Raw genomic sequence first — 13,312 nt, 5'->3', positions numbered from 1 at the left:
ATCGGTTAAACCTGACCCTTTTGATGCCGCTGCCAATGGCATCCCCGCCAGGGTCTTTTTGAATTAATTTAAATAATTATCCTTAAAAGCCAACAGGATAGATGTCGTTGCGTCGATGATTGGAATCCAGGCACGGAAATTGAAGTGTACGTGTTCAGATCCACGCAAAATCAACTCAAACCGAAACCAACCAGGAGGAACACTATGAAATCAAGCACGAAAGACAACGTGGAAGGCAAGATGCATCAGGTCAAAGGCAAAATCAAGGAGACCGTCGGAAAAGCAGTCGGGAATCCCGATCTGGAAGCCGAAGGCAAGGTCGAGAATTTAGAAGGAAAAATCCAGGAAAAGGTCGGTGATGTCAAGAAAGTTGTGGGCAAATAGAAGGGTTTTTTGAAATGCTCCTTAACGGGGAGCAGGACATCACAGGCGTATCTCCTCTAAATTCTCAGGCATTGAATTCCGAATATCCATTTCCTCGATGTTTCCCTCCAACACAGCCGGCCGGGGCTTAGAATACCGGCGATCCGGGCTTCCATTCTGGTGAAATGATTTCCTGCCGCGGCCCTGAGACCGCTGTCGGCCGGCTCGGAGCAGCGCCGGATGGAAGCGAAACCAAATCGAAACGAAAGGAGAATCCAATGTTGTGGACGATTGCTGTAATACTATTAATCCTGTGGGTGCTGGGTCTTGTGAGCAGTTACACGATGGGAGGCTTGATCCATATTTTGCTGGTGATCGCCATTATCGTGGTGGTGCTCAATATCATTCGGGGCCGAAGAGTCCTGTAGTCAGCAGAATATCAACAACCATTTACCAATAGAAAAGTAGGGACGGATGAGGACAACCACCATTCTTGCCATCATACTGATTGCTGTCGGGATCGCGGCCTTTGGATGTCAGGAGATCACCTTCGCGACCCGAGAAAAAGTCGTCGATCTCGGCCCCCTTCAAATGACGGCGGAGAAAATCAGCTTGTTTTCCTCTTCGCCGATCTTCGGAGGGATTTCGCTCCTGGGCTACATCGGGCTGATGACCCTGGGAAGAAAGAAGGGGTGAACCGATTCGTTTGCAGCTTTTCCTTTTTGGCTGTTTTTTTTCAGAAACCATCATCAATAGAAAGGCAGAGATAGATGAGAACAACCACTATTCTTGCCGTCATCCTGATCGCTGTCGGGATCGTGGCCTTTGGGTATCAGGGGATCACGTACACGACCCGGGAAAAGGTCGTCGATCTCGGCCCCCTTCAAATGACGGCGGAGAGAACCAGAACGTTTCCATTGCCGCCGATCGTTGGCGGGATTGCGCTCCTGGGCGGCATCGGGCTGCTGGTCATGGGCAGAAAAAAGGCCTGAACCGATCCGCAGAGGAGAACCATGGGGCAATACAATCTGAACCGCATCTTTAAACCGCGCCATGTTGCGGTGGTGGGCGCCGGCGAAAAAACGGGTACCATCGGCAATGCGCTGATGAGAAACCTGATTGACGGCGGGTTTCCCGGAACGCTGCTGCCGGTGAATCCCAAATACAAAACCATCCACGGGCATGCATCCGTCGGATCGGTTTCCGCCCTGGAAACAGGTGTGGACCTTGCGATTATCGCCACCCCGATTCACAGCGTTGTCGATATCGTGCGCGAATGCGTCGAAAAAAAGGTCGGCGGCGCCATTGTTATTTCGGCGGGGGGAAAAGAGGTCGGTGAACAGGGCCGGGAGATAGAAGAAAGGATTCGAGAAATAGCCTACGCCGGGGGGCTTCGTATCGTGGGACCGAACTGCCTGGGCATCATTCGGCCCGGCGTGAACCTCAACGCCAGTTTTGCTTCCGAGATGCCCGTGACCGGAAATCTGGCCTTTGTATCCCAGAGCGGCGCCATCTGCACGTCGATTCTTGATCTGGCGCTCAAGGAGCGCATCGGCTTCAGCCATTTTGTCAGCATCGGCTCCATGGTGGACGTTGATTTTGGCGATATAATCGATTATCTCGGAAATGATTCCTCGGCAAAAAGCATCCTGTTGTACATCGAAAGCCTGACGAATTTCCGCAAATTCATGAGCGCCGCCCGCTCGGTGTCCCGGGTCAAACCCATCATCGTCCTGAAATCCGGCAGGAGCCCCGACGGTGCAAAGGCCGCCGCATCTCACACGGGCGCCATGGCAGGGGAAGATGCCGTATACGACGCTGCTTTCAAGCGAGCCGGCGTCGTGCGGGTGGACACCATTGAAGAACTCTTCGACTGCGCGGAGCTGATGGCGAAGCAACCGCGGCCGAGCGGCCCCCGGCTGGCGATCCTCACCAATGGCGGGGGGCCGGGCGTGATGGCCGCGGACACGCTCGCCCGGTATGGGCAGAAGCCCGCGCCCCTTGACCCTGAAACCATGCAGGCCCTCGATGCGTTCCTTCCGCCCTTCTGGAGCCGGGGTAACCCCATCGATATTTTAGGTGATGCCTCCGCGGAGCGATTCTGCAGCGCCCTTGAGGTCTGCTTCAACTCGAAAAACCTGGACGGGGTGCTTGTTATCCTTGCGCCCCAGGCCCTTACGGACCCTCTTCCCGTAGCCGAGAGCCTGGCCGCGGCCATGAAAGAGCGCCGGTATCCGGTGATTGCCTGCTGGATGGGCGGCAAAAGCATCGGAAAGGCCGTTGAAATTTTGAATGAAGCGGGGATCCCGACCTACGATACGCCGGAACGGGCCGTAAGAGCTTTTCTGTATATGGTTGAACATGCCAGAAACGTAGAAATGCTTTTGGAAATTCCACCGAAAATGGCCAGAGATTTGGTGTTCGATCCGGAAAAAGCCCGAAAGCTGCTTTCCGGGGCGCCGGCGGGGGAATTTATGTCGGAATCCGATTCCAGGGAACTGCTCCTGGCATACGGCCTGCCCGTGATCAGGACGGAAATCGCGAAGACCGGGACACTCGCTTCAAGTATCGGCCGGGAAATGGGGTACCCGCTGGTCATGAAAATTCATTCCCCGGACATCCCCCATAAGACCGATGCGGGCGGCGTTCGGCTGGATTTGCGCTGCGATGCGGATGTTTGCGAAGCCTACAATCAGATCATATCGTCGGCGCGAAAATACAAACCCGATGCCCGGATGGAGGGGGTAACGATTCAGCCGTATTTTTCAAACCCGGATTTTGAAATTCTGATGGGCGGCAAACGGGATCCCAGTTTCGGCCCGGTGATTCTGTTCGGGATGGGCGGCATTTTCACCGAAGTATTGAAAGACCGGGCTTTGGCGCTTCCCCCCATGAACCGATTGCTTGCCCGGCGGCTCATGCAGGAAACCAAGGCATACTCCCTGCTGCAGGGATACCGGAACCGCCCCGCCGCCGACATGGAGCGCCTCGAAGAAATGATTGTCCGGCTCTCCCAGCTCCTGATCGATTTCCCCGAAATTGCCGAGCTGGACATGAATCCCGTCCTGATCAAGGACGGCAATCCCGTTGCGGTCGATGCCCGGATACTCGTTTCACCGATCGAGGTGCCTTCCTCCCTGCATTTGGTGATCGGCCCGTATCCGGAAGAGGAGGAGTCCCATATGGTCGGCGTCGATGGGCGCCGAATATTTATCCGGCCCGTCAAGCCCGAGGACGCCCCACTTTTTACGGCGTTATTCAAGGTGCTCTCCCCAACGACGATTTATCATCGTTTTTTCGGGCCGTTAAAGGAACTGAACCCCGAGATGCTGGCCCGGTTCACCCAGATCGATTACGATCGGGAGATTGCGCTGGTTGCCCTGGATGAAGATATGGATGAAGATTCAGAAACCGGCAGCATGCTGGGGGTTGCCAGAATCATCGGAGACCCGGACGGAAAGACGGGTGAATTCGCCGTTCTGGTGGGGGATGCCTGGCAAGGTAAGGGCATTGGTTCGAGCCTGCTGGAAAAATGCCTGTCCATCGCCGAAAAGCGCGGCTTTAAAACGGTACACGGCATCGTGCTGAATGAGAACAGGAACATGCTTGCGCTGGGAAAAAAGCTCGGGTTTGAAGCAAAAAGAGACGCCGGCGACAATCGGCTGGTCATTCATTTCGGAGGGAGCAACCCACCTTGTTAATTGAAAAAATCCAAAACATATTTCCGCAGGCCGGCGAGATCCCCGAAACCCTGTTAAACGGGGTTCCCTGCATTCAGACCGGCTATCTCGTAAACGGTGAGATTCGGGTCTGGGACGGTCCGCGCCAGGATGTGCTCTCACCCGTATGGGTGGCGGGCAACGCCGGCCCGAAGCCTTTTTTCGTTGGCGAATATCCGCTGCTGACGGAAGCGGAAGCGCTTCAGGCCCTTGATGCGGCGGTTGCCGCCTATGATCATGGGCGGGGGGTGTGGCCCACCCTCTCCGTGTTCGAGCGTATTGATCACATGGAGCGGTTCGTTTTCCGAATGATGGAAGAAAAGAACCGGGTCGTGCGATTTCTGATGTGGGAGGTCGGCAAACCACTCCGGGATTCCGAAAAGGAATTCGATCGGACCATTCAATACATCAACGATACCCTCTCCGCGCTGAAAGACCTGGATCGGATTTCTTCCCGGTTCACCATCGAAGATGGGATCATCGGCCAGATTCGGCGGGCCCCCATGGGCGTCGTGCTCTGCATGGGGCCCTTCAATTATCCGCTCAACGAGACATTTACCACCCTGATTCCGGCGCTGGTCATGGGAAACACCGTGATTCTGAAGCCGCCCAAGCACGGCGCGCTTCTCTATGCACCGCTTCTGGCGGCCTTTCGCGATGTTTTCCCGAAAGGCGTCATCAACGTCATCTATGGTGAGGGGAGAAAAGTGATTCCCCCGCTCATGGCATCCGGCAAGATCAATGTGCTGGCGCTGATCGGCTCGAGCAAAACGGCGAACGCTTTAAAAAAACTGCACCCCAGCCCCAATCGCCTTCGCTGCGTGCTGGGGTTGGAGGCCAAGAACCCCGCCATTGTGCTGAAGGACGCCGATCTTGATCTGGCCGTAAAGGAATGCGTGATAGGTTGCCTCTCCTTTAACGGGCAGCGTTGCACGGCGCTGAAGATCCTCTTTGTGGAAGCCGGCATCGCGGACGCGTTTCTCGAACGCTTTGCCGCGGCCGTCAACGCCCTGTCCTTTGGGATGCCATGGCTTGAAGGGGTTTTCGTGACGCCGGTCGCGGAAAAAGGCAAGACGGATTACCTGAGGGAACTGGTGTCGGACGCCGTCGCGAACGGCGCGCGGGTCGTCAATACGGCCGGGGCGACTGTCTGCGGCAGCTTCTTTTTCCCCGCCGTCCTGTATCCGGTACACCCCGACATGAGAGTGTATCATGAAGAACAGTTCGGACCGGTGATACCCGTCCTGCCCTTCGACAGGATCGATGAGCCCATCGCGTATATGATCCATTCGAGCTACGGACAACAGGTCAGCATTTTCGGAAGCGATCCGGACCAGATTGCACGGTTGATAGACCCCCTGGTAAACCAGGTCTGCCGGGTCAATATCAACAGCCAGTGCCAGCGGGGACCGGATACGTTTCCCTTCACGGGACGAAAGGATTCGGCCGAAGGGACCCTTTCCGTATCCGACGCCCTGCGGGTTTTTTCCATTCGCACACTGGTTGCCGCCAAGCAAACGGAGGTGAACAAGCAGATCATCACCCGCATCGTTCGGGATCATACAAGCAAATTCCTGGCGACCGACTTTATTTTGTAAAGAGAATGGTGTATATAGCTCGATATATTGCATAATGGAGGTGCAGTCATGATAACGCTGGTTCTCCTCAGACACGGTGAGAGCATTTGGAACAAAGAAAACCGGTTCACGGGCTGGACGGATGTAGACCTGTCGGAAAAAGGAATCCAGGAAGCCAGGCAGGCGGGGAAGATCCTGAAAAAGGAGGGGTTCTCCTTTGATGCGGCCTTCACCTCGGTGCTCAAACGGGCGATCCGGACCCTGTGGATCGTCCAGGATGAAATGAATCTCATGTGGATACCGGTAAACATCTCATGGAGATTGAATGAACGGTGTTATGGCGCCCTGCAAGGGTTGAACAAGGCCGAAACAGCAGCAAAATACGGCGAGGAGCAGGTTTTGAAGTGGAGAAGAAGTTATGCCGTCCGGCCGCCGGCGCTGGAAATGACCGATGAACGGTCCCCAGGTAATGACCCCAGGTACAAGGACCTGGAAAAAAACGATATTCCATTGACGGAGTGTCTGAAAGACACGGTGGCGCGGTTTCTCCCTTACTGGCACGAGGCCGTCGTGCCCATGATTCGCTCAGGCAGACGGGTCATCCTCTCGGCCCATGGGAACAGCATTCGGGCTCTTGTCAAATACCTCGATGATGTATCGGATGCCGATATTGTGGGCATCAACATTCCCACGGGAATTCCCCTGATCTACGAACTGGATGAGCGTTTGAAACCTGTCAGGCATTATTATCTGGGCGATCCTGACGAGATCAAACGGGCCACCGAGGCAGTCGCCCGGCAGGGGAAAGGCATGATGATGCGTCAGGCTGCGCTGCTGTTTGAAAAAACAGAAGAGATGTTCCGGGTCTGAAGGATGGGGCGGACACCATGACAAACAGGAAGAAAGATCCATCGGAGGCGGCCATCCCGCCGGGTGATGCCGGGGCAATCGAGACCCGGGAGTGCGCCGCAGCATCAGCCGAGTCGCAGGAGAGGGTCGAAAGCACCAGCGCATATTTTCCCATCGTCGGCATCGGGGCCTCGGCCGGGGGGCTGGCGGCCTTCGAGTCCTTTTTTTCCGGCATGCCCGCAGACACCGATCCAGGCATGGCTTTCATACTGGTGCAACACCTGGCCCCGGACCACAAAAGCATCCTTACAAACCTCGTCCAGCGCTACACCCGCATGCAGGTCTTCGAGGTGGAAGACGGGATGGCTGTGCGCCCCAACTGCGCCTACATCATCCCGCCGGGCCGGGACATGGCTTTTCTGGGCGGCGCTCTCCAACTGCTGGAGCCTTCCGCTCCCCGGGGCCAGCGGATGCCCATCGACTTTTTCTTTCGGTCTCTGGCCCAGGATCAGCGCGAGCGAGCCATCGGCATTGTGCTTTCGGGCACCGGCAGCGACGGCACGCTCGGCGTGCGCGCCATCAAGGGCGAGGGCGGAATGGTCATGGCCCAGACCCCTGCTTCAACCGCGTACGACGGCATGCCGCGCAGCGCGCTTGCCACCGGCCTGGTGGACTATGAGCTTCCGCCGGCCGAGATGGCGGCCCAGCTTATCGCCTATGCGGCCCACGCTTTCGGAATACCCCGCAGCCCTGCCGTTGCCTCGCCGCCCAGAGTCGAAAACGCGCTGAAGAAGATATTCATCCTGCTCCGCGCCCATACCGGCCACGACTTCAGCCAGTACAAGCCAAGCACCGTCCATCGCCGCATCGAGCGCCGCATGGCCATCCACCAGATCGAAACCATGGACGGGTACGTGAAGTTTTTACAGCAGACACCGATCGAGGTGGAAGCCCTCTTTCGGGACATGCTGATCGGGGTCACCAGCTTCTTTCGCGACCCGGCGGCCTTCGAGGCCATCCAGGAGCAGATCCTTCCAAAGCTCTTTTCCGGGAAATCTTCAAACTGCGTGATCCGCGTCTGGTCGGCGGGCTGCTCCACCGGCGAGGAGGCCTATTCCCTTGCCATCCTGCTGGCAGAGCTTCAGGAAAAGCTGAAACAAAGCTTCAAGGTGCAGATATTTGCCACCGATATTGACAGCCAATCGATTGTCACGGCTCGCGCCGGCCTCTATCCGGCCAGCATCGACGCCGACATTTCACCGGAGCGGCTGGCACGGTTTTTTTCGGTGGAGCCCGACGGCAGTTTCTACCGCATCCATAAAAATATCCGCGACATGGTGGTCTTTTCCGAACAAAACGTGATCAAAGACCCGCCGTTTTCCAAGCTCGACCTGATCAGTTGTCGCAATCTGCTGATCTATATGGGCGCCGAGCTGCAGAAAAAAATCATTCCCCTATTTCATTATGCGCTGAACCCATGCGGGTTTCTCTTCCTGGGCACCTCTGAGAGCGTGGGGGAGTTCGGTCATCTGTTTACCACCCTGGACCGCATAGCGAAGCTGTACCAGCGCAGGGAGGATTTTCACCCTGCAGGTCCGTATCGATTTCTGCCGCCCATGACGGCGGCGGATGCGCTGCTTCCGCCGGCAACGCCCAAGTCGGCCTATCCCGGGAAACCGTCGCTGCGCGAATTGACCGAACAGGCGCTGTTGCGGCATGTTGCCCCGGTCGCGGCGCTCGTCAACGGCAACGGCGACATTCTCTATCTCCACGGCCGCACCGGTTTGTACCTGGAACCGGCCCCCGGCGAGAGCGGCGTCAACAATATCCTGAAGATGGCGCGCGAAGGATTGCGCCGCGAGCTGGCCACGGCCCTTCGCAAAGTCGCGGCGGGCGAGGAGGTCGTGCGCTGTCCGAACCTGCGCGTCAAAACCAACGGTGACGTCACGGCAACCGATTTGACGGTTCGTACCGTGCCTCTCGCGACACCGGCAGCTCATGCGGGGGCCTCCGAGGCGCCCTTGATGCTGGTCATACTGGAGCAGGGCGCACCCCTGCAGAGAGGCGAAGACGCTTTGACCGTGCTTTCCGCGACCGAGGCCGTCGCCGGTATCGAGGCAGGCGACGAAGCGCATGCCCTCATCGCTTCCCTGCGGCAGGAGCTGCAGGCCAAGGAGGAATACCTCCAGACCGCCAGTGAGGAGCTGGAAACCGCCAACGAAGAACTCAAATCCTCCAATGAGGAAATGCAGTCGGTGAACGAAGAATTGCAGTCCACCAACGAGGAGCTGGAAACCTCCAAGGAGGAGCTGGTGTCGGTGAACGAGGAGCTTTCCACGGTCAATGCCGAACTGCAGACCAAGGTTGCGGACCTCTCGCGGACCAACAACGACATGAACAACCTTCTGAGCGGTACCGGCATCGCCACCGTCTTTGTGGATCAAAGCCTGCGCATCCTGCGCTTTACCCCCACCGCCACCCGGATCATCAACCTGATCCACAGCGACATCGGGCGGCCCGTGGGGCACATCGTCTCCAACTTGACGGGCTACGACGCGCTTTCGGCGGACACGCAGGCGGTGCTGGACACCCTCGCGCCCAAAGAGGCGGAAGTGCAGACCCGGGCCGGGGGGTGGCACACCATGCGCATCCTGCCCTACCGGACGCTCGACAACGTGATCGAAGGAGCGGTGATCACCTTTGTGGACATCAGCCCGGCAAAGCAGGCTCAGGAAGCGCTGCACGATGCGCATATCCGGGTGACCGAAGCGATTGTCGCCACGGTTCACGAACCGCTGCTGATGCTGGATCCCGACCTGCGGATCATCTCGGCCAGTCGCTCATTTTACAGCACCTTCCGGGCAGCGCCGGACAGCGCAAATGGGCGATTGCTCTACGATTTGGGCAACCGCCGGTGGGATATCCCGGCATTACGAAACCTGCTGGAAACGATTCTGCCCCGGGATTCGGTGGTCAACAATTATATACTGTCGCACGAATTTGAAGCGATCGGCCTGCGCACCATCCGGATCAACGCCCGCATGGTCAGCGAGGCAGACCGGCCCGGGTTTATTCTGCTGGCGATGGAGGACATCACCGAAGCGAAAAATGAAGGAGGTGCACCATGACCGTCAAGGGCAGGCTGCCCGACAGCGCGGCCGCGCTTCGCAAGCGTGCCGAAGACAGCGCCCGGCAAGATGCCGCTCAAGCGTCGGAAGACCTCCTGGCCCTGTCGCCCGAAGAAAACCGACGGATCCTGAACGAGCTGCGGGTTCACCAGATCGAACTGGAGATGCAGAACGAAGAGCTGCGCCGCGCCCAGACGGAACTGGACGCCTCCCGGGCGCGGTATTTCGGCCTGTACGACCTTGCGCCGGTGGGCTATTGCACCCTCTCTGAAAAGGGGCGGATACTGGAGGTCAACCTCACCGCCGCCACACTGCTGAATGTGGCCCGGGGCACGCTGGTCGGGCAGCCGATCACCCGATTCATCCACAAAGAGGATCAGGACATCCACTACCTGCACAACAGACAACTCTTTGAGGTTCATTCGGCGATTTTGCAGGGCCGGGTGCAGGCAGGCATGGAGCAAACCGTTGAACGGCAGGAGTATGAACTGCGGATGGTGAAAAACGACGGGACGTCCTTCTGGGCGCACCTGGCGGCAACTGCGGCGCAGGATGACGCCGGCGCACCCGTATGCCGCGTTGTGATGAACGACATCACCTATCGCAGGCGGATGGAGGAGGCGCTGCAAAACGCCCATGACAAGCTCGAACATCAGGTCGAGGAGCGAACGGCCGAACTTGCCGCTGCCATGCAGGCGGCGGAAAAAGGTAGACTGAACGCTGAAGCCGCCCTTGTAGAGATACAGAAGCTGAAAGATCAACTGGAAGCGGAAAAAGCCTATTTGATCGAAGAAATTAAACTGGAAAACAACCATGAAAACATTATCGGCCAGAGTGACGGGATTCAATTCGTGCTCTCTCAGGTGGAACAAATCGCCGGCCGCGAAACCACCATATTGGTTCTGGGCGAGACCGGAACCGGCAAGGAACTGGTTGTCCGGGCCATTCACGGCTTGAGCCGACGCAAAAACCGGGCTCTGGTGAAAGTAAATTGCGCTGCGCTCCACGCAAACCTGATCGAAAGCGAATTGTTCGGCCATGAAAAAGGCGCTTTCACCGGTGCTCAAACCAGACGCCTCGGGCGATTTGAGATTGCACACGGCGCAACCCTTTTTCTGGATGAAATCGGCGAATTACCGCTGGAATTACAGGCAAAGCTGCTCAGGGTGCTCCAGGACGGCGAGTTTGAACGGCTGGGCGGCTCCAGCACCATCAAGGTGGATGTACGGATGATTGCAGCCACAAATCGCAATCTGGAAGAGGAAGTCCGAAAGGGCCGTTTCCGGGAAGATCTCTGGTACCGGTTGAATGTTTTTCCGATTACCATCCCGCCGCTTCGCGATCGCATGGAAGACATACCGCTTCTTGTCGATTTCTACGTCCAAAAGATCTCCAAAAGAATGGGCAAGACCATTGAAATGATTCCGGCGAACGCAATGAGTGCGTTGCAGCGTTATCACTGGCCTGGAAATATCCGGGAGCTGGAAAATGTCCTGGAACGCGCCGTGATCAACTCGTCGGGAACCAAACTGCGTCTGGCGGATGAACTCAACAACCCGTCCACGGGGCCGGGCATCCGCCAAAAAACCCTGGAAGCGGTTGAGCGCGACCATATTGTTCAGACACTTGAGCAGACCTGTTGGAAGGTCGCCGGAAAAAACAGTGCGGCCGAAATCTTGGGGATCGACCCCGGCGCCCTGCGGGCGCGTATGCGCGAACTCGACATCCGAAAAAAATAGTTTCCCATCCCGTCAACCGGGTCCGGACGTGCACGTTTTTCCCCGTCGGCTCCCGCTGAGTTGTCACCTATCGTTTTTCCCAAAATTCAGGAGGCCCTGCCTCCCGCATTCTCCGCGCCCCACATTGGCGTGGAGACGCCAATTTCATCATCGTGCCGGGATAGGCCAATGCCTCCCAACGATACCGGATCGTCGGAATAAAAAGACATATGCCTTGCACGGTCATCAGTTGCGATTTTCCTTAATCCCCTCTCCCACCGGGAGAGGGTTGGGGTGAGGGTAAAAAAGCGAAGACTGTGACCGCTCAAAGTATAATATCCTGCACGACGAGCTCTTTCGAAAGCGCTTCCTTCCCACGGTAACTGATGCAGACCTGGACAATATGGCGCGGAAGGCTCTCCGCGAAAAGTTGCCGGATAGTAAATGATCGCCCCCCACCTGGTCGAGGAGCACCGTGGGAGCCATCCGCGACTGAACCAGGTCCCGCAACAGATTGCCCGGTCCGACGGAAGGCAGTTGGTTGTGGTCTCCAACCAGTACCAAGGCGGTCCGCTCGAGATCGATGCATTGAAAGAGCTGCCAAGCCGGTTTTATTGGCGGACCCATTCTCACGTGCTCAGCGCCGGGGGGTAAATCAGGCCTATCGCCCCAGAAAGAATTTCTTGCGTAATTCCACAATGTGTCAAACCAGGCTTGACAATTGGACGTTACGGTGTAAATTACCATCTATATGGATGGCAGGAGGATGGCAATGAGCGTACATGAGCTTCGACCGAAGGCTGGCGACACGACCGAAAAGATCACCATCAACTTGGGAGTGGTTGACCTGGGGCAGATCGATCTGCTGGTGCGGGAAGGGTTTTATTCCAACCGCACTGACCTGATTCGAACGGCGATCCGCAACCAGTTGGCGACCCATTCAGAGGTGGTCAGGGAAATGGTGGCGCGCAAGACCTTTGTTCTCGGCCTGCAGCATTACAGCCACCGCGATCTCGAGGCGGTGCGGGCGGCCGGACAGAGGCTTCAGATCAAGGTGCTGGGCCTGGCCAGTATTGCCGAGGATGTATCCCCCGAACTCGCCCGCGCCACCATCGATTCCGTGGTGGTGCTGGGTGCCTTGCATGCCAGTCCGGAGGTCAAGGCCGCCTTGGCGGATCGAATCCACTGACCGGCATTGCGCTAACAAGGAGACTCTCGATGATGGACGCAACGATGTCAGCGGGAATGCGCGAAGCGACCCATTTGACTCGCGCGGGGCAACTGCTTGAGGCAGTTGCGATCATTCAACGCACACTGCATGGCCTGTCGGGGCCGAAACCTGCAGCCAACACCCCCCGAGCAGCAGGGGATACGACGGTCGAGGGACGCTTCCGTGTCATCGACGACGAGATGATGGGGACATACCCACACGAGCCGCAACGGCGTTATCTACTCGGCCCTGCGGCGGGCCCTGGGCATCGCGCGCCGACTGTACGGCGATGAAGCAGCCATCGCATTTGGGCCGATCGCCCTGCAGGCATGCCAGCGAGTGATGATCGATGATCTCAAGCTCTCGACCACCACCGTCAACGCCTACAGCTCGATGATCAAACAGATGGTGAAGTGGGCCGTCGCCAAGGAACTGTTGCCAGGCGAAGCGCATTGGCGGCTCAGCGCCGTGCGCGGCGTCACAGCTCGCGATGGTGCGAGAGCCCCGAGGCGGGTGACTCTCGTCGAAGATGCGATCGTCGATGCCACTCTGCCGTTCCTGTCGAATGACGCGCGCACGATGGTGCAGGTTCAACGGCTCACCGGCATGCGGCCAGGCGAGCTTGTGATCATGCGATCGATCGATATCGAAACGTCGGGCGCGACCTGGATGTATCGGCCGTTCACACACAAGACTGAGCACCACGGCGCTGAGCGCGTGATCGCCATCGGCCCGCGTGCCCAGGTGT

General features: G+C 57.6%; 12 protein-coding genes. 11 read left to right on the top strand and 1 reads right to left on the bottom strand.

From position 1 onward, the window contains the following. Nucleotides 1-204 precede the first annotated feature (204 nt). From ACEW8N_RS11985 to ACEW8N_RS11945, 9 genes are all read left to right on the top strand, one after another. The gene (locus ACEW8N_RS11985; protein ID WP_373500062.1) at nucleotides 205-384 is read left to right on the top strand and encodes a CsbD family protein; all 180 of its coding nucleotides are present in this window, start codon (nucleotides 205-207) and stop codon (nucleotides 382-384) included. Between the two features lie 257 nt (nucleotides 385-641). Further along, a complete protein-coding gene (locus tag ACEW8N_RS11980; RefSeq protein WP_373500061.1) occupies nucleotides 642-791 on the top strand; it encodes a lmo0937 family membrane protein in 150 nt (49 codons plus the stop codon). Nucleotides 792-837: 46 nt separating this feature from the next. Beyond that, nucleotides 838-1,059: a DUF3185 domain-containing protein gene (locus ACEW8N_RS11975; protein WP_373500060.1), complete on the top strand. Its 222-nt coding sequence runs from the start codon at nucleotides 838-840 to the stop codon at nucleotides 1,057-1,059. A gap of 74 nt (nucleotides 1,060-1,133) precedes the next feature. Then, nucleotides 1,134-1,355, top strand: a complete 222-nt coding sequence (locus ACEW8N_RS11970; RefSeq protein WP_373500059.1) for a DUF3185 domain-containing protein — start codon at nucleotides 1,134-1,136, stop codon at nucleotides 1,353-1,355. A 21-nt stretch (nucleotides 1,356-1,376) separates the two neighbouring features. After that, nucleotides 1,377-4,064, top strand: coding sequence for a GNAT family N-acetyltransferase (locus tag ACEW8N_RS11965; protein ID WP_373500058.1), 2,688 nt, complete (start codon nucleotides 1,377-1,379; stop codon nucleotides 4,062-4,064). After that, complete coding sequence (locus ACEW8N_RS11960) at nucleotides 4,058-5,680, top strand: NADP-dependent glyceraldehyde-3-phosphate dehydrogenase (protein ID WP_373500057.1); 1,623 nt, start codon at nucleotides 4,058-4,060, stop codon at nucleotides 5,678-5,680. Before ACEW8N_RS11965 ends, ACEW8N_RS11960 begins: the two co-directional genes overlap by 7 nt. 48 nt (nucleotides 5,681-5,728) lie before the next feature. Continuing rightward, nucleotides 5,729-6,529, top strand: a complete 801-nt coding sequence (gpmA, locus tag ACEW8N_RS11955; protein WP_373500056.1) for a 2,3-diphosphoglycerate-dependent phosphoglycerate mutase — start codon at nucleotides 5,729-5,731, stop codon at nucleotides 6,527-6,529. A 17-nt stretch (nucleotides 6,530-6,546) separates the two neighbouring features. After that, on the top strand, nucleotides 6,547-9,636 hold the full coding sequence (locus ACEW8N_RS11950; protein ID WP_373500055.1) for a chemotaxis protein CheB: 3,090 nt from the start codon (nucleotides 6,547-6,549) through the stop codon (nucleotides 9,634-9,636). Between the two features lie 164 nt (nucleotides 9,637-9,800). Further along, on the top strand, nucleotides 9,801-11,375 hold the full coding sequence (locus ACEW8N_RS11945) for a sigma 54-interacting transcriptional regulator (RefSeq protein ID WP_373500054.1): 1,575 nt from the start codon (nucleotides 9,801-9,803) through the stop codon (nucleotides 11,373-11,375). A 225-nt stretch (nucleotides 11,376-11,600) separates the two neighbouring features. Here ACEW8N_RS11945 and ACEW8N_RS11940 read toward each other — a convergent pair whose 3' ends face one another. After that, nucleotides 11,601-11,981, bottom strand: a complete 381-nt coding sequence (locus tag ACEW8N_RS11940) for an AAA family ATPase (RefSeq protein ID WP_373500053.1) — start codon at nucleotides 11,979-11,981, stop codon at nucleotides 11,601-11,603. A 145-nt stretch (nucleotides 11,982-12,126) separates the two neighbouring features. Between ACEW8N_RS11940 and ACEW8N_RS11935 the strand changes: the two genes are divergently transcribed. Together ACEW8N_RS11935 and ACEW8N_RS11930 are read left to right on the top strand one after the other, a co-directional pair. Beyond that, nucleotides 12,127-12,543: a hypothetical protein gene (locus ACEW8N_RS11935; RefSeq protein WP_373500052.1), complete on the top strand. Its 417-nt coding sequence runs from the start codon at nucleotides 12,127-12,129 to the stop codon at nucleotides 12,541-12,543. A gap of 363 nt (nucleotides 12,544-12,906) precedes the next feature. After that, nucleotides 12,907-13,312 (top strand): hypothetical protein (locus tag ACEW8N_RS11930; RefSeq protein WP_373500051.1); only part of this gene is annotated, 406 nt, incomplete at its 3' end.

Source organism: Desulfococcus sp., assembly GCF_041737845.1.
GTDB lineage: Bacteria > Desulfobacterota > Desulfobacteria > Desulfobacterales > Desulfococcaceae > Desulfococcus.
The sequence above is the reverse complement of the archived record's forward strand: the minus strand, read 5'-3'. Positions and strand labels throughout refer to the sequence as shown.